Genomic DNA, 17,355 nt, shown 5'->3' on the forward strand with positions numbered 1-17,355 from the left:
CTATTTCAGCCACTGAACAGGTGGTGTACGAAGGCTCCGTTCACTGAAAATATCATCATCCAGTCCAAGGTCATAACTCACATTTCTGAACTCCATCAGGGTGTAACCGCCTGACGCCAAATCCGTTACCTTAGAGCGGGTAACGGTGGGCTTACCCTGTATAGTCTCCACAGACACAGCTTCAACGCGGCGATAATTTTCATCGTTTCCACGATAAAAATTAATCAACACCGGTAACGTGGTTTGTTTATCAATTTCAACGACGTAATAGCTGAATTCCACAGAATCAGGTGTTTTCGGACTTGCCTTTAAGATATAACGCTCAGTGGTTTCGCTTTGCAGCGTGAAGTGATCTTCACTGACTGCCCGTCCGGATACATCTTCATAGAAGAAATGGGAACCAGTGAAAGAGGTTCGCTTGTCTCCGGCGGAAATCCGCTTGACCAGATCCAGGGCCGGCAGATATAACCACCGGTCATCTTCCTGCTGCAGGCTGGCATGTTTCTCAACACGAAAAACCGTGTCTTTCACATCTGCCGGGCGACTGAAAAACACCATCATTTTCTGATCGCCATTGTCGGCAACATCTTTTCGCAAAATAGTGAACTGACGCATTTGCTTACGTCCCTGCCCGTCCACAATCATCATTCTGGCGTCTGACCGTCCGTCATCTCCCGCATAATAGGCTGCTTTTTCCGATGCCGTTATTAAGGCGGTGACATCCACAGACTCAGCGGTGGCAAAAGCTGCCGGCAAGGTGAACATAATAGCGAACGATAACACCCTGACGTGTTTAAAATACTGTTGACCAATAAACATAAAATCTCTCCGTTATCCGGGGAACACAAAACGACGCAGCAGGCTCATGGCGGAAGGCAGCACCAGTAAAGTGACCAGTGCTGAAATTGCCATAATAGCCGCCAGGAAAATGCCTACCGTGATGTAGGGCACAAGTGGTGCAAACAGAAGCGGGGTAAATCCAAGTGCAATAACCAGCGCGTTGCGGGTGATCGCGCTGGCGGGTTCGCCAAACATTGCCTGCAAAGTGATATCAACGTTCCCGGTTTCGTTATAAATTGCGCGGGCACGTTCCAGAAAGTGAATAGCGAAATCAACAGACAAGCCCAGTGTCAGCGCTGATAAAACAGCGATTGGCATATCATAGTCTTTACCAATAAAACCAATCATGCCGTAAATCAATGAAATGGTGATGGTAAGCGGCAGCATGGCAAGCATGCCGAAGACCAGAGAGCGGAACAACACCACCATCATAATGAACACCATGACAAACGCACCGGTCAGACTTTCTGTCATGCCTTTTACCATATTGTCCTGCCAGACCACATTCAGATAAGCTTTGCCTGCCCAGTGGTATTCAATACCCTCAGGTAACGGGTTGTCTGCAAACCAGGATGCAACTTTCTCTGTTACTGCAGTCATTGCCTGGTTATCACCACTGGTGAGTTGTAACCAGAGCAGGGATTGTCTGAAATCAGGGGTCACAAAATGCCAGAGATCCCCGGGCCGGTGTGACGACTGATATTGCAACAATGTTTGCGCCACAGCCTGTTCAGAATCAGGCAGAGTGTAGTCAGTGTCTTCACCACTTCTCAGTTCACGGTTAACTACTTTCACCACGTCAGCGAGTGAATTTGATTTACCGGTCAAACCGGTTTGACTCAGGTACCCTTGCAGTTCACTGATTTGATTTAATAAATCCGGAGACTGAAACGTCTTGCTGGCAGACAGAGCCAGTTCAGTTTTACTCATTGCCCCCTCAAGCCATTCAATGGCTTCATCATCTTCTGCGGCAAACAACGCATCATCAATGGCAAAGACCAGCGCTTCAAGAGCATCGGCGCTATCAGAAGAAGTGACCTTTTTCAGCGTGTCTTCGCGCCAGGTGCTCAATGATGCAGGTACAGGAGTACTCAGCAGGGATTCGGCGTCCGGTACCGGACGGTTATCTGTTAATACCAGGTAAGCATTATAGGTACCGGCAAACTGTTCGTTCAGTACGCGATCTGCCACACGAATTTCATGATTTTCTTTAAACCAGCGTACCGGATTATCGTTAATCTGAATGGTTGTCATGCCCCAAACAGAAAAAACGAACAGGACAGTAAACAAGAAAATCCAGCCACGACGCCATGCCATAGCCGCCCTTCCGATATTTGCAGCGAACCGGGCGACTCCGGACTGAGACTGACCATCACCGTGCAGGGCCTGCTGAAGCCTTGCTAAGGATGATTCACTCATCCGCGACACGTAAGCCGGCATAAAAATAAGTGTCAGCAGAAACGCCAGCAGGATACCGCTTCCCACAAACGCGCCAAAAATCTGCACGGGCGGGATTGGCGTTAACATCAGCGAAAAGAAGCCGGCAGATGAGGTCACAGAGGTATATAGCATCGGTGTAAACAAATGGGACACCACCCGGCTAATGACATCGCCTGCATCCTCGCCGGGCTTATAACGGTCAGAAAACTCCGACAAAATATGAACTGAATCCACCACAGCAATGGGCATGAGAAAAATAGCAATCATTGACGACATGATATGAACAGTAAATCCCATACCAATCATCACGCCCATGGTCACAATGACCGTGACCATAGCAACAATCATTGGCGCAATGATAAGTGGCAGGTTGCGGAAGAAAAGGAATAGCAGGAAGAATATTGTGGCGCCGGCCAGCGGCGCAGAAATCCCCATCTGCACAAACATTTCGACACCGAACTGGTCCTCAGCAACCGGTAAGCCGGTGATATACCATGACTGCTCCGACCCCGTTTTATCAATTTCAGTACGGATAGCCGTTGCGATGCGGTAGCTTTCATTTTTATCTGCGATGGGTACGTAAATCGCCGCAGCCTTGCCAGTTTCAGCCACCAGCGTGTCGTAAAGTAACGGCAACCTTTCGATATGTTCTTTAATTCGCTCAGCACCGGCTGTATCTTCAGGTGCCTTATCCATCAACCATTCAAACCGGATTGTTCCGGGGCCGGCCTGAGTGATGTTATCCACGGTGGATAAGGACATAAGATCCGCATCAATGACCCCGTCAATAGCCAGTATTGCGCCGGTAACCTGTTTAATTTCTGCCAGTGTTTTCGGTGTGTAAATACTCTCTTCATTTTGCGGTACTACGCCCACCACAATGGCATCATGCATCGCGAAATCTTGCTTTACCTGATTGTGAAAAGCTCTTTGAGGATGACTGGCAGGCAGCATGTTTTCAGGATCGGTATCGACCTGAAGGTACGGGATCATGGCAGCAGCCGCTAATGTGATCAGCCCGACAAGCGCATAAACCCACAGAGCATGATTGACAGAAAAATTAAGAAAACGTGCTGACAGCTTTTTCACAGGATCACCAAAATAAACATAAGAATTTTATTATATAAATATTTTCTTATATTGCAACTTTTGTTTGCTTTAAGGAGTGTCAACGCAGGAGAAACAGAACACGAAGAGACAAAAAAACGCAGCCGGCTAATGTGCGGGCTGCGCTCTTAGTAAAGCAAACAGAGTGAGGTTATTTTGTCAGGTGATTGGCAAACTGACCGACGGCATCCACAACGGCACGGGCACCTTCCTGTATTTCATCAATGACCGCACCGGCCTCTTCTGCGAAAGCCAGTCCGGTTTGTGCCCGTTCATCACCTTTATTCACCAGTTCTACGGCGTCTGCGGCCAGTGTCTGGTTGTGTTTCACCACGTTCACAATTTCTTCCGTGGCTTCAGACGTACGGGAAGCCAACTGACGCACTTCATCAGCAACAACGGCGAAGCCACGTCCCTGATCACCCGCACGGGCCGCCTCAATAGCAGCGTTCAGTGCCAGCAGATTAGTTTGATCCGCAATAGCGCTGATACTGCTGATAATAGTTGCGATTTGCTGGGACTGAGAGTCCAGTGCGTGGATCCCCTCTTTCGCCTTGTCCATTTGCTCTGACAGCGTGGACATTTCCTCCAGCACTTTATTAATTACGTCTTTACCTTTGCGGGCAACAGCATCGGTGTTATTAGAGGTGTGATAGGCAATATCAGCAGCATTCGCTACCGCTTGTTCCTGCTGAACCTGAGCGGTTATTTCTGTGGCAAACTTCACCACTTTATACAAACGGCCGTGAGCATCGTGAATGGGGTTATACGTCGCTTCCAACCACAACGTATTACCGTGAGCATCTACACGCTGGAAACGACCGGCCACGAACTCACCGCGATCGAGCTTGCTCCAGAATTGTTTGTATTTCTCTGAACTTGCTTCTTCATCAGTACAAAATATACGGTGATGTTTACCTTTGATGTCTCTAAGGCTGTATTTCACCGCCCCGAGGAAAGCGGCATTCGCCTCCAAAATATGACCATTCAGGTCAAACTCGATGACCGCCGTGGATTTATGTAATGCCTCGACTAAGTCTTCATGCTCTTTCGACATGGTAATCGTTCTGGTGAGATCGTTCAGGTTAACGGAAAAGTGATGCACCCTGCCGTTATTATCTAAAATGGGCTGCATCACGCCGCGAAGCCAGGCTTCCTCACCATTTTTACGGGTAAACTCAATGGCCCCGCTGTAATGATGATTACTTTCCATCGCCTGATGCAGTTTCTTGTAATAATCTGTGCCTTTCGCAATAGACGGAACAAAATCGAGAAAATGTTTACCTTCCACTTCTGACCCGCGGTAGCCTAACTCTTCCTCGAACAGGCGGTTCACTTTTTCAATGCGACCCGCGTGATCCAGTCTCACGAAAATCATCTCATCACGAAGACTTTCACGAACCTGTTTAAGCATGTTCAGTTCTTCCCGAAGCGCTTCGTTTTCTTTGACGAGGTGACGATTAAACATAAAATTTATTTCCAGTCGTTAATGAGTTTATGACTGCCGCACGTGTCTTTAATCCCGTGATTAGCAGTAAATATAAATTTACGTGATCTTTATCGGCAGAGTGGTCTAATTTCTTGATTTATAAAATTAACCATTTTCATATGTCAGTTTCAGGACATTGAAAAAGCACTTAATAATAGCTAGGCTAAAACTGGGCAAAAATCAAACAACAGGGCAATTATGTCTACACTCCACCGTCGCCAGTTCGTCAAGCTCGCCAGTTCCGGTTTGCTCATCGCATCAGTAGTGCCGGTTTCTTCTGCGCTTGCTCTTCCCCGCCCTTCGAAAGACAAAGTGGGCGTAGCCCTGCTGGGATTGGGTAACTACAGCACCCGTCTGCTTGCCCCGGCGCTGCAGGCCACCCGCCACTGTGAACTACGGGGTATTATTACCGGCAGTCCGGAGAAGATACCAGAGTGGCAGTCAAAGTATGGTATCCCTGATAAGAATACGTATACCTACGAGACAATGAACGACATTGCCAATAACGATGACATCGACGTGATTTATGTGGTCACCCCCACGGGTACACATAAAGATTTCTCCGTTATGGCTGCCAACACTGGCAAGCATGTGTGGTGTGAAAAGCCTTTTGCTATGGATGAGGCCGAATGTCAGGCTGTGATTGATGCCTGCAGCCACAACAAAGTGATGCTTTCTATCGGGTATCGCATGCAGCATGAGCCGAATACCCGTCATTTTGCGGAGTATCATTTACGACAGCCCTTTGGTGCTTTCACCGGTTTTGAAAGTTATGCGGGCTACGCCGGTTCTGGCCGAGAAGCAAGCAACTGGCGAATGCAGAAAGCTATGGGTGGTGGTGCGCTGTATGATATGGGGGTGTATACCATTAATGGCACCCGATTCATCAGCGGCAAAGAACCTGTAGCTGTGAGCGGGTATCACGAAAAGTCTCATCCTGACATATTCAAAGAAGTGGACGAAACCACCATTTTCACCATGGAATTTGCCGATGGTACCCGTGCTGACTGTGGTGCCAGTGTTGTGAGGGGCTTCAATTATTTCAAAGCAAACTGCAAGGAGGGCTGGTATCAGCTTAAACCTATGCAAAGTTACTCAGGCGTTACGGGTACGGCCAGTAACGGCGAAACCTTACCTCCGATAAGTGCCATGCAACAAACACTTCAAATGGACAATGATGCCAGGGCAATTCTGGGCACCGGCCCCGCATTGGTTACGGCGGGGGATGCATTGCGTGACGTTAAGATCATCAACGCCATTTTTAAGTCCGCTCAAACAGGAAGTCGTATACTTTTAGAGTAATACAACAGCCAGATAATCTGTTCATAATTTTCGGCGCACTGCTGATGATTTTACTCTGACACAGAAGGCGGGTCGGACTCTGTGCGACAAGGTTGATATGAGGGGTCAGCAGATTTATCGGCGGCCTCTTTTATCAGGGCTGAAATAGCGTCTTCTTCACTGGATTGCTGCAATGCATTAAGCCAGGTATAGAAAAGTGCATGGTCATGCATCATCAAATCCAGAGCATCCGCAAGACGCGGATGGTCCGGGGTGGCATCAGCGTCCATTTCTTCTCTGACAGCATCAACCATCGCCATGTTGCCCTGCTTCGTATAAATATCGAGCTCTATATCATGACCAATTAATTTTTCTAACTCTAATGGCGCTCTTGCCACTATATCTTTTGCAGCCGCAATGCATGCACTGGCAACAGCAGGCTCGTCAGCCCTGCTCCCGCACCATGTTTTGAGCAGATTATATTTGTACGTACCGGCTGCCCATTTACCCATCGCATAAATCACTGCACCTTCAAGAGGTGCCACCTGCTCAGCTATCACGGAATCCAGCGCCAGGGAGACGAACCGGGCATAATGATTAGAATAACTTTTGGCCTGCACCATATTTTCAAGCGATGCCAGTACAGCCTCATGATCATTCTGCTTTATATGAAATAACACAAGGTTCAGCCAGGTTTCACCATCATCACGGCCAGCCTCTTCTGCCTGATGGACAAGATCACGGTTACATACTGAGTGGGAAGCGTTCAGACTGCAGAGTCGCAATATTTCCCGAAGCGCATCTGTATTGCGGGGATATTCAGACAAAAATGATTGCCACGCATTCATCGCAGCCTCATCTTCAAAGCTGGTCATCATGAGCGCGGTCAGGCGTGATTGTTCATTCTCTGAACTGAGGTTTTCTACATAAAAGGCTTCTATTTTCTTTTCAATCAGCGTGTAGTCGTCGGGACTCAACCGCGGACAGGAAGGGAAACGATCAATTACTGGCTCCGGCTTTTCAGTGCTTTCATCTTGTTCAGCAGTGACCGGAGGTTGCAGCTCTTCCGCAGGCGTGTTTATCAATATTGTTTGTGGAAGCCGGGCCGTGCTATTAGCCGGTTTATCAGGTTTTAAAAAGAAGACAACACCGGCAAGGATGACTAAAGCAAGTGTCAGTATTATTCCGTATTTTTTCACCAACCGGTTCCGTGGCAGCAAACTGATTAACGCAGCTTACTGAATGACAAGAAAGGGATAAAGCAAAAACAGTTACAGCAAGACGGGCGGGCCATTTCTGACCCGCCCTTTTATTCACCTTCCGGTTTATACATTTCCAGCACGGTCAGCAGCTCTTCAGCATCCACAGGCTTAAAGACATAATTCGAAAATCCGGCTTTCAGCGCTTTGACTCTGTCTGCGGTGTAAGCGTAAGCGGTAAGCGCAACGGCGTTGAACTCTCTGATTTCCTTATGATCACTGCCCCTAATTTTAGTGATATAACCAATACCATCCAGCTCCGGCATGCCAATATCAGACAACAGCAAATTAAACGCCAGTGGTGTTTCGTTAAGAATGCGCCAGGCAACCAGGCCATTTTTGGCCAATGTGACCTGTGCACCGTGGCATTCGAGGAACAGACGGAGGAATTTTCTGGCGTCTTCTTCATCCTCAGCCACCAGAATTCGCAGTCCGCTGAGCCTGTCGCTGTGCGCTGCACTGCCTTCTACTACATCAGTCGCTTGTCTTTTTGGCAGCGGGCTGGCAACGGGCGCGATTGGAACAGTGACATAAAACGTGGTCCCCATACCTTCACCATCGCTACTGACCCATATATCACCACCATGCATTTCTACAATGCTTTTCACTATGGACAAACCGAGGCCCAGGCCCTGCTTATTGTGAGAGGCTTTGCCTGCCCAGCGGATTGTGGTATCGACTGGTTCCCGAAACCACATGGTATAATACCCGTGACGGCTGGATACGGGAGAAATGAACAGACCTCTGACCCCGTTTAATTTGAAATTAGCTATAATGTCGTCGCTGATACGGGTCAGTGCGGTGGTTTTGGACTCACCACTGCTGTCTTTTGCATAACTGTGAAACAGGTGAGACACAGTTTCAAAGCTTGGCGTTCTGCCTATCAGATAGTGTGAGTTGGGCGTCACAACAGCAACACCGCATACACGCATGGTATTCAATAGTGCCGCCTGCACGTCTTCAATACCGTCAAGAGGGTTACTCGATGATACGGTTAAGGTGCTACTGGCGGGTCTGGTAAGAGTTTCGTTTCACCTCAATACTTTTGCCATGCATTTGATAGGTAAATACCTGACTTAAGCTTTCACAAATTAACCGCCGGCGTTGCTCAACATATTTAGGTTCACGGTGGTGGCAGGCAATCATGCCCCATAATTTGCTTTCGTAGATAAGGGACACTGAGAACGAAGCGCGGATCCCCATATTGCGCATATACTGCAAGTGCACCGGCGACACGCCCCGAATCATGGAGAGCGATAAATCCAGAGGGCTGCGTTCACTTTCACTCAGTGACGGGATCAGCTTAACGGGCGTCTCATCGGTATCATAGACACAGCGCACCATGTTTTTTACGTACAAGGCACGAGCCTGGGAAGGAATATCTGATGCGGGAAACTTCAACCCTTGAACGGCACTAACTCTTCATGGCAGTCCTCACCGATAACTTCACCGGCATAGTCTTTATATATTTTATTTTTAAAGGTCCACTCATAACTGTGCCGCCTGGCTGTGCTTCTGGCCTGCTCATATAAAGAAGACAAGATTTCCTGAGCGTTGTCCGGCATTTCTACTATTTCTGTGAAGCATGACTGACCCGGAAAAACCGGAGACGCGAGAATGTCAGATAAATTCTCACTGGTCACTTTCACCTGACAGGAAACGGGGTCAACCGCTAGCAGGTATCCGAAAGTCTGTACGGATTCAATAAGGTGAATCTGCTCATCTTCACATTTGTTTGTATTCATGGCGGCATCAGGAATAGTGGTCGACTTGTCCATTATGCATACATTTAAGACGACTGGTCGACCACGGAAAGTAAATTTCAACTAAAGTATAAATCCGGTATTGAGTAATGACTCGTTCCCCCCTCTATCCATAGTCAGTTATCTAAGTTTGTGTATGAAAATATAGACACACTGGCAGGTAAAATTTTCCCACACGGATTCTCCTCCTTTTTATCACGCCGCATTAAACACCATAAAAAACCTTAAAAACCAGTACAATAACATCATATTTAGTACAAAAGTATAATCTGGCACGCCACTGGCATTATTGTTTGCAACAGACAACGAACAGGAGAACAGAGTATGAAACGGATAATTCCCGCTTTGACAATGACAGTCATGACTGTGTTCTCAACGTCACTTCTTGCTGAAGGGATTTCAGCCTCGCCAACGCAATCTGCGACGGATGATGCAATTGCAGGCAAGGTAGAAGCGGCACTCTTGTTTAGTGGTCAATTCGATACGATGGATATTCGCACGGATGTGAGCAAGGGACAGGTTATTTTAACCGGCAAAGTTAACAGTGAAGTTAACAGGGAACTCGCACAGGAAGTTGCGGCGTCACTGGGTGGCGTAGTATCAGTTGAAAACAAGTTGGATGTTGTAAAGCCTGCATTACTGGAGGGTGACCTTGTCACCTTGCTCCATGGAGTCAGGGATGCGCAAATGGTGTCGTTGATACGCACACAACTTTTGCTGGAATCCGGACTGTCAGGCGACGACATTGATGTCCATGCTTTACGAGGGATTGTAACCCTTACCGGCAAGGTTGAATCGCTCACAGAGCGCGATTTGATCATAGCCATTGCAAAGAACACTGATGACGTTGTTGACGTTAAAAGTGAACTGTCTGTTGACAGTTAATCTCCCCTCCAGGCCTTTCCCGGCCTAACCAAAACCTCTGATTTTCTCCCGCCAAATGGCGGGAGCTTTTTTTGGTATCGGGAATACTACGCAGATATAGTTTTTCATGTCGAATAAAGCAGCAGTCAGTCCTATATTTAAAATCACAAAACAACAGAGTGCTTTCATTGTTTTGTTTCCATGTGTATTCCTAAATGTCTTTTGCCGGAACCTTTGTGTTCCGGCTTTTTTTCATTCTATTTTATCGGTTATACAGATACCCACCATTCGTAACAATGCGTTGTTTTTAAGAATTGTTCTCATTTAAAATGATATTGAATTAATAGAAGAGAAAATAAGTATGGAAAAAAGACAGCCAAGACAACCCGCCTGTCTCACAGTAAAAGACAACATTGCAATTACTCCTCATATGCGCCGTATCACCGTGACCGGCGATGCCCTGAAAGCTTATCCCGATATCGATACAACAGCATACGTTAAGCTGCTTTTTGATTTTGATGGTAATCCCTTGTCAGTGCCACCGGCGTCCTTACAAGATGCGCAGCTTCGCACGTATACCATCCGTCAACTGGATCGCAGCAACGGCACTATGGATATCGACATGGCGCTGCATGGTGAAGGCGTGGCAAGCGGCCCGGCTTCACACTGGGCAAAAAGTGCAGCACCCGGTGATCAAATTTGTGTAGGCGGACCGGGCAGCTCCAAAGGTCTGGCAGACAGCTTCGACTGGGTATTATTCGCCGGCGATATGACATCCCTTCCAGCCATTTCTACCTACCTGGAAAAACTGGGGCCGCAAACACAGGGTTATGCCGTCATCAAGGTTACCACCGCAGATGATATCCAACCTCTGGAGAAACCTGCCGGCGTAAACGTAATTTGGGTAACCGGTGCAAACAGTCTTGCAGATGAAGTGGCAGCACTGAGCTGGCTTCCGGGTACACCGGCTGCCTGGGTAGCCTGTGAGTTCTCAGATATGCGGGCACTGCGCCAGTTACTGGCTAAAGAAAGACGTATCCCCCACGACCAGCTGTATATCAGCAGTTACTGGCGTGAAGGCCGGTCTGAAGACCAGCATAAGGTGGATAAGCGTAAAGATATGGAAGAATACGAAGCCGGCGCCTAGCCAACCTCCAGGCTAACGATGATACTGTTCTTCCTCTGTATCGTTAGCCGCATGAATATGCCCTTTGATATCCACGAAGGGCATAGCATCCCCTGCACGCATATCCTCAAGATAATCTGTGAGATATAAAATCCCTGCCAGGTTGTGACACACCGTTACCGGTACGGCATTCAAATGAAAGTTGAAGCGGTTCAGCCACTCAGAAATCAACCGGCTGTCGCCATCTGACAACGCAAACAGTAAATGGTACAGGCGTATTAAAGCGACCTGAACTTCACACTCCTGCGACGTTTCCTCAAACCCCACATACAAACTCTGATCCAGAGCCACTTCTGAAATACCCAGTAAATTCGCGGCTTCCAGACGTGTCATGCCCATAGATTCATAAGCCATTACATAGGCTTTCATCACTACTGCCGGTGACGTTCCCATTGCATGCATACCCGACACTCCTCATTTTTCACTGATATTAAACAGTGACTTGCGAGAAACGTTCCAGTTTATGAATTTTTTACTGTAAAGGGGGCTTTTAAAAGAAAAGAGAGAGGATTACAGCACAGAAGCGGGAAGATGAGCACAGAATGCCTGTTCTGATTGCGCAGACGTTGAAAAGCCCGCGTCTTCAAGCCAGGCCTTTGCTTCAGAATACGTTTTGAAAAAATCGTACTCAACGTCAAGGCTGTCATACATTCTGGTGAGCTGCATGCGCGCGGTAACACTCACTGAGGATTCAGCGGTTACGATAGCCACTTTTTTCAAACCTAACGGCACAACCGCAGCTATCCGCACACCAAGCACACGCTCAGCATCGGGAATAAGCAGGCTTTCGCCGCGCAGTATCACAATATCAGACCATGTGTCTGCTTTTAACAGCTGACGTTCAATCCGGTAGGCTTCACCAAATGCCACCACGCATTCAGCATTCCAGGGCCCGTATGCCTGAGTCAGCATGATGTTGCCTGATAATGCTATATCGAATTCGCCGTGAACAAACTTCATAATTTTTACTGAGGGCAATGAACACGGCGGAATTATACCAGAAAACCGGTGGCACAGTAATCTGTGCCAGCCAGTTTATCCGGTCCGTGTCAGGCTGCAATGACGCTGGAAAGCGCCGAAAATGACGGCTGTGCTTGTATATCAAGGGGGAGGCGTAATTCTCTGGCAATATCGCTCACACTTATAATGCCACGAATCACGTGTTCCTTGCGGTCAATTACCAGACAATGCTGCTGGCCGTTGTCTTTCAGTGTTTCGATAATATCTTCCACTGTCGCCTGCTGGATCTGTTCGTAATCGAATGACTGCAAGGCTGACTTTGGCTGCATAAAGTCCGCCGCGATAAGATCGCTGCGGGACGTGCCCAGGGCAACTTTCTGCATGATACGCTGCTCGGTAAGGTCAGCCAGTGTCACGATACCCGCGAACTGGTCGTTCTTATCCAGCACAATTTTCATTTTCACATGGGACTGTTTCATCAGATGCTCCAGTTCCGTCGCTTTAGCATCGTAATCGATTACCAGCGGAACGTGCTCTTTGAAATCAGTAAAAACAGCACTCGCAGGCGATTGCAAGGTCAAACGGTTTTGCGCTGCTGGCCAGGCGAGTTTATCGACATTCTCAGTTTTGAATAAGGGTAATACGTGCATGATAATTTCCTTTGTTTATTTGGTCATGGATAGCCCGCAGTAGCGGGAGCATAAACATCAGGAAAATACCGGTGGTCCTCTGATACTGTAGGCCTGAACGAGGCCCCGCAAAGGAATCAACCGGATATCTGCATATTCGCTGAACGGCTGTATGACAATGGCGTTATGAACAGGATTTAGAATACCGTTGCCACTGTCTGACTCGGCGTCAGTGACGGTATTCTTTGTGACTTCAGGCACCTGCCCGTCACTGGCTGACATGACTGCGGCAGATTTTGCGCCCATAGCAACATCACTGCTATCACCCAAAACGGGTAGCAGAGTCAGCAACCATAGTGCAACAGCCCAGAAACGCATCGTGTTCTCCATTGATGTGAGTCAAAGAATTACCGGCTCACACTATAAACATACGACGATTTTCAAAAATTCAAACTACACTTCAGCGCAATAATCGGATACTCATCGCGTTTCGGCAAAACATAACGCCGGTGAATAACCCTGATTTTTAGTCGGGTATTCGCTACCAAAGTACCATTCCGGTTACCACTATAAGTTAATTTTCTGTAAACAGCGTCTACTCTAACCTGTGAGAAAGCACAAAAAACCGGATGCTCACCATGACTGAAAAAACATTTAGAAGAAGCTTTATCGCACTGACCGTAAGCTCAGTTCTGCCACTGACAGCACATGCAGCGGTAAACTGGGACGAGCAGGAATTGATTGAGGTAACAGGACAAACCCCGTTGTCCGCGTACAGCGACGATAACTCTCAGGTGAATGCCACCCTCGGGTCAAAAGATATTAATCTAGCCAACGGTGGTTCACTGGCAAGGTTACTGGACAGCGAATTGCTTTCAGTGTCGATTAATGATGTGACGAACAACCCTTTTCAGCCCGATGTGCAATACCGTGGTTTTACCGCTTCGCCTTTACTGGGACTACCTCAGGGTCTGTCGGTGTACCTGAATGGTACCCGCTTTAACGAGCCTTTTGGCGATACAGTAAACTGGGATCTGGTCCCCATGACTGCGCTGGACAACGTGAGCATAGTCAGCGGTGCTAACCCGCTGTTCGGCCAGAACACGCTGGGGGGCGCATTGTCCCTGCGTAGTAAAACCGGCTTCAGCTTTACAGACAATAAACTCACCGTACAGGGCGGTAATTTCGGCCAGAAAGGCGCTACCGTTGAAAGTGGCGGCAATAATGGTGAGTGGGGCTATTACGTCAATGCCAGTTTTTATGAAGAAGATGGCTGGCGGGATTTCTCCCCCAGCGAAGTAAAGCAGTTATTTGGTACGCTGAGCCGCCAGACCAAAGACAGCCGGACACAATTAACATTGTCTCTTGCCGACAACGACCTGATTGGTAACGGAGCAATCCCGGTAGACCTCATTCCTTATGAGGGCCGCGACGCCATATACACCCGCCCCGACCAGACAATGACTAACCTGACCTTTGTCAGTCTGAATCACGAATGGGACCTCAGCGATTCCGTTGAGCTTGCCGTTAACGTTTACTACCGTGAAAACGAAATTGAAACCTACAACGGTGATGACAGTGATTATGAAGAGTGTGAAACCGAATTTGGCGAAACGCTCTGCGAGGAAGGAGACGACGATGATGATGATGATGACGAGGCAGAAGAGGACGCCGTCGATGACGATGACGATGACGACGATGAAGAAGGTGACACGCCGGTTCAGTTCGTTGGCTATCTGCCGGAAGTGCCTCTGGAAGACATCAGCGATATAGACCCTGATGAACTGGACGGCACAGCCAATACATCTCTCACTCAAAATCGCAGTTACGGTGCCAGTTTTGAGCTGAGTGGCACCAAAGCCGGCGATAAGATTCACAACTGGGTGTTCGGTGGGGGTATCGACAGAGCAAACATTGATTTTAACAGCCGTACTGAGTTTGCCATTCTGGCCAACGACACCGCCGAAGATACCCGTGGCGTAACAGGTATCGGTGTCTATGATGCCGGTTCTGAGGTTTTCCTGAGAACTGATGTCACCCACTATCATTTGCTGTTAAGCGATACCATTACCCTGACTGATGAATGGCAAGTGTGGGTTTCCGGCCGCTTCAACCGCTCTGAAATAAAGATGATGGATCAAATTGAAACCGGCGAAGGCTCACTGAACGGCGACCATACGTTTAACCGGTTTAATCCTTCCGTTGGCGTGCAGTACCACCGGGATGCCCTCACACTGACAGCCAGCTACAGTCAGTCATCACGTACGCCAAGCCCGGCAGAACTGTCCTGCGCGGACGAAGACGATCCCTGTAAACTTCCTAACGGCTTTGTGGCCGATCCACCACTGGAACAGGTTGTCACAGATACTCTGGAGCTGCGCCTCGCATGGGCTGAAGATAACCTGGAACTGGCCGGTGCGGTTTACCACAGCGACTCTGAAGACGATATTATTTTCCAGCAAGCCGGTGACCGTCCTTCCGTGGGTTACTTTGTGAATGTGGACAATACCCGTCGTCAGGGTGCCGAAGTTGCAGGCCGCTATCACTTTGACACGCTTTCTCTGGGCGCCAGCGCGAGCTACCTGAAAGCCACTTTCGAGTCTGAGTTTACTTCTTTCAGTCCGCAAAACCCGCTGGGCGGCAATCGTCAGGTACAGGCCGGTGACCGTATCCCGGGCCAGCCAGCTTTCCAGACAGGATTTGATGCAGACTGGCAGGCAATGGAAAACCTTACCCTGAGTGCTACCGTTAACTACACCGGCGGACAATACTTCCGCGGCGATGAAGCTAACGAAAACCGTAAGCTGGGCGGATACACGCTGGTTGATGTATCAGCTTCCTGGCAGTTGTCAGAGGCGCTGGAACTGGGCCTCCGCGTAGACAACGTGTTCGATAAAGAGTTTGAAACCTTCGGGACCTATGGCGAAGCCGATGAAGTGCTTGAAGGCATTTATGACGATGTGGAATCCACTGAATTCGTTGGCGTCGGACAGCCCCGTACGTTCTCAGCTTTCGCCAGTTGGGTATTCTGACCTCATCTGTCATCAGTCAATACACAGACAGCCCCGGTAAATTTGTTCTACCGGGGCTTTTCACTCCTGAAGACAACCTGATAGAGTAATGGGCTTTGCCATTTTAAATTGTCATTTTTCATGTTGAAGCAACGGATTTACTCATCATTAATGCCGCTGATCGTGGCGGCAACCTTATCGGCCTGCAGTGCCACACCACCGCCCCCGGTAACCGGCTCTGCGACCATTACGGAAACAGCAAATTTCGCTGAAGTGAACCTGGCTGTAGAAACCCTGAATGCCCGCTACGGTGCGGCGAATGTACTGATTGTGTCGGACATTGATAATACCCTGCTGACCAGCGCCTCCGATCTGGGTGGCGATATCTGGTATCAGTGGCAACGGGGAAAGCTGGATGTAAAACCCACACCGGCGCAGAAAGTATCGTGTTTGTTTGAAGATACCATCGGCATGTTATATGAACTCAACCCGATGACAGTCACCGACCCGCTGGTACCCGAAATTGTGGCCAGCTGGCAGCTTGCGGGCAATACGGTGATGGCACTGACATCGCGGGATCCCCGCTACCGCTCAGCGACCGAACGGGAACTCAAAAGTAACGGTATTGAGCTTGGTCAGTCTGCTTTGACGCTGGAAAGCGGCGTCATGCCGGAATACCGCCACCAGATGGACCGGGAGCTGACTTACAGTCAGGGCGTAATGATGACCACCGGCATGGACAAAGGAAAAATGCTGCACTGGATCCTGAATAAAACCGGCAGACATTTCGATGCCGTGATTTTCATTGACGATTCACGCAAAAATATCGACAACATGTATACCGCCTGGAAAGACGGCAACACAGACATGGATATTTTTTATTACACCAGTGTTGAAGATGCCAGAATTGCCCGTCACGGTAGCGTACTCACCCAAGCGCAGGCGGATAAAATGGCTGCAGACTACGATAAGCTGAATAAAACCCTGCTGGACGTGTTTCCGGGCCGTTCAGATGGTCTGTGTCTCACGGTGAACTGATGGCAATGCTGGAAATCACACCGTCCCTGCGTATTGATGAAGCCGAATTGGAGATGACGGCTATCCGCGCGCAGGGTTCGGGGGGACAGAACGTCAATAAGGTGAGCAGTGCTATTCATTTACGTTTTGATGTGAACGCCTCCTCGCTGCCGGACAATATAAAGTCCCGTTTGTTGTCGGTGGCCGACACCCGGCTGACGTCTGACGGCGTGTTTGTGATTAAGGCGCAAAACTTCCGCACTCAGGAGCAAAACCGGCAGGACGCACAGGCACGTCTGATTGAGTGGATTGCTCAGGCGACAAAAGTGCAGAAAAAACGCAGGCCTACACGCATCGGTAAAGGCGTTAAACAGCGCCGTGAAACCTCTAAGAAACAACAAAGTGAGCGTAAACAGATGCGCAAAAAAGTGGACTTCTGACCCCCTGCTCTGCTGCACAACTGTAATTAGCCGCACCCACAGGTAAAGATAAAGATTCCCCCTGTACGC

General features: G+C 48.7%; 17 protein-coding genes. 6 read left to right on the forward strand and 11 right to left on the reverse strand.

Annotation, left to right across the window (positions count from 1 at the left end):
• The 3 genes from ACXAG2_RS03520 to ACXAG2_RS03530 form a co-directional block, all read right to left on the reverse strand.
• Entirely contained in the window at nucleotides 1-819 is an 819-nt protein-coding gene (locus tag ACXAG2_RS03520) for an outer membrane lipoprotein-sorting protein (RefSeq protein WP_474864602.1), read from the reverse strand.
• A gap of 12 nt (nucleotides 820-831) precedes the next feature.
• Complete coding sequence (locus tag ACXAG2_RS03525; protein WP_474864604.1) at nucleotides 832-3,369, reverse strand: efflux RND transporter permease subunit; 2,538 nt, start codon at nucleotides 3,367-3,369, stop codon at nucleotides 832-834.
• A gap of 169 nt (nucleotides 3,370-3,538) precedes the next feature.
• Complete coding sequence (locus ACXAG2_RS03530) at nucleotides 3,539-4,855, reverse strand: methyl-accepting chemotaxis protein (protein WP_474864606.1); 1,317 nt, start codon at nucleotides 4,853-4,855, stop codon at nucleotides 3,539-3,541.
• Nucleotides 4,856-5,074: 219 nt separating this feature from the next.
• Here ACXAG2_RS03530 and ACXAG2_RS03535 point away from each other — a divergent pair, with 219 nt between their 5' ends.
• Nucleotides 5,075-6,178 carry a Gfo/Idh/MocA family protein gene (locus ACXAG2_RS03535; RefSeq protein ID WP_474864607.1) on the forward strand — a complete coding sequence of 368 codons (1,104 nt, stop codon included), beginning with the start codon at nucleotides 5,075-5,077 and terminating at the stop codon, nucleotides 6,176-6,178.
• A gap of 50 nt (nucleotides 6,179-6,228) precedes the next feature.
• On the opposite strand, the gene ACXAG2_RS03540 is transcribed toward ACXAG2_RS03535, so the two are convergent.
• From ACXAG2_RS03540 to ACXAG2_RS03555, 4 genes are all read right to left on the reverse strand, one after another.
• Nucleotides 6,229-7,356: a hypothetical protein gene (locus ACXAG2_RS03540; protein ID WP_474864609.1), complete on the reverse strand. Its 1,128-nt coding sequence runs from the start codon at nucleotides 7,354-7,356 to the stop codon at nucleotides 6,229-6,231.
• A 110-nt stretch (nucleotides 7,357-7,466) separates the two neighbouring features.
• Nucleotides 7,467-8,348 (reverse strand): response regulator, encoded by an 882-nt coding sequence (locus tag ACXAG2_RS03545; protein ID WP_474864986.1) that lies wholly within the window; start codon nucleotides 8,346-8,348, stop codon nucleotides 7,467-7,469.
• A gap of 70 nt (nucleotides 8,349-8,418) precedes the next feature.
• Nucleotides 8,419-8,775 carry a GAF domain-containing protein gene (locus ACXAG2_RS03550; RefSeq protein ID WP_474864611.1) on the reverse strand — a complete coding sequence of 119 codons (357 nt, stop codon included), beginning with the start codon at nucleotides 8,773-8,775 and terminating at the stop codon, nucleotides 8,419-8,421.
• A gap of 38 nt (nucleotides 8,776-8,813) precedes the next feature.
• Nucleotides 8,814-9,194, reverse strand: a complete 381-nt coding sequence (locus ACXAG2_RS03555; protein WP_474864613.1) for a hypothetical protein — start codon at nucleotides 9,192-9,194, stop codon at nucleotides 8,814-8,816.
• 309 nt (nucleotides 9,195-9,503) lie between these two features.
• Between ACXAG2_RS03555 and ACXAG2_RS03560 the strand changes: the two genes are divergently transcribed.
• Together ACXAG2_RS03560 and ACXAG2_RS03565 are read left to right on the forward strand one after the other, a co-directional pair.
• The gene (locus tag ACXAG2_RS03560) at nucleotides 9,504-10,064 is read left to right on the forward strand and encodes a BON domain-containing protein (RefSeq protein ID WP_474864615.1); all 561 of its coding nucleotides are present in this window, start codon (nucleotides 9,504-9,506) and stop codon (nucleotides 10,062-10,064) included.
• Between the two features lie 340 nt (nucleotides 10,065-10,404).
• Nucleotides 10,405-11,190 carry a siderophore-interacting protein gene (locus tag ACXAG2_RS03565; RefSeq protein ID WP_474864617.1) on the forward strand — a complete coding sequence of 262 codons (786 nt, stop codon included), beginning with the start codon at nucleotides 10,405-10,407 and terminating at the stop codon, nucleotides 11,188-11,190.
• Between the two features lie 12 nt (nucleotides 11,191-11,202).
• Here the strand turns inward: ACXAG2_RS03565 and ACXAG2_RS03570 are convergent, their stop codons facing one another.
• From ACXAG2_RS03570 to ACXAG2_RS03585, 4 genes are all read right to left on the reverse strand, one after another.
• Nucleotides 11,203-11,631, reverse strand: coding sequence for a hypothetical protein (locus tag ACXAG2_RS03570; RefSeq protein WP_119502924.1), 429 nt, complete (start codon nucleotides 11,629-11,631; stop codon nucleotides 11,203-11,205).
• Nucleotides 11,632-11,739: 108 nt separating this feature from the next.
• Nucleotides 11,740-12,189 carry a hypothetical protein gene (locus ACXAG2_RS03575; RefSeq protein WP_474864619.1) on the reverse strand — a complete coding sequence of 150 codons (450 nt, stop codon included), beginning with the start codon at nucleotides 12,187-12,189 and terminating at the stop codon, nucleotides 11,740-11,742.
• An 89-nt stretch (nucleotides 12,190-12,278) separates the two neighbouring features.
• Nucleotides 12,279-12,839 carry a CBS domain-containing protein gene (locus tag ACXAG2_RS03580; RefSeq protein WP_119502926.1) on the reverse strand — a complete coding sequence of 187 codons (561 nt, stop codon included), beginning with the start codon at nucleotides 12,837-12,839 and terminating at the stop codon, nucleotides 12,279-12,281.
• Nucleotides 12,840-12,896: 57 nt separating this feature from the next.
• On the reverse strand, nucleotides 12,897-13,196 hold the full coding sequence (locus ACXAG2_RS03585) for a hypothetical protein (RefSeq protein ID WP_474864621.1): 300 nt from the start codon (nucleotides 13,194-13,196) through the stop codon (nucleotides 12,897-12,899).
• 260 nt (nucleotides 13,197-13,456) lie between these two features.
• Here ACXAG2_RS03585 and ACXAG2_RS03590 point away from each other — a divergent pair, with 260 nt between their 5' ends.
• The 3 genes from ACXAG2_RS03590 (at nucleotide 13,457) to arfB (ending at nucleotide 17,286) form a co-directional block, all read left to right on the forward strand.
• Entirely contained in the window at nucleotides 13,457-15,850 is a 2,394-nt protein-coding gene (locus ACXAG2_RS03590) for a TonB-dependent receptor (RefSeq protein WP_474864622.1), read from the forward strand.
• Nucleotides 15,851-15,970: 120 nt separating this feature from the next.
• Nucleotides 15,971-16,867, forward strand: a complete 897-nt coding sequence (locus ACXAG2_RS03595; protein WP_474864624.1) for a DUF2608 domain-containing protein — start codon at nucleotides 15,971-15,973, stop codon at nucleotides 16,865-16,867.
• Nucleotides 16,868-16,872: 5 nt separating this feature from the next.
• Nucleotides 16,873-17,286, forward strand: coding sequence for an alternative ribosome rescue aminoacyl-tRNA hydrolase ArfB (gene arfB, locus ACXAG2_RS03600; protein ID WP_474842383.1), 414 nt, complete (start codon nucleotides 16,873-16,875; stop codon nucleotides 17,284-17,286).
• Nucleotides 17,287-17,355: the final 69 nt, after the last annotated feature.

It is taken from the genome of Alteromonas sp. ABH4_456 (assembly GCF_056160645.1).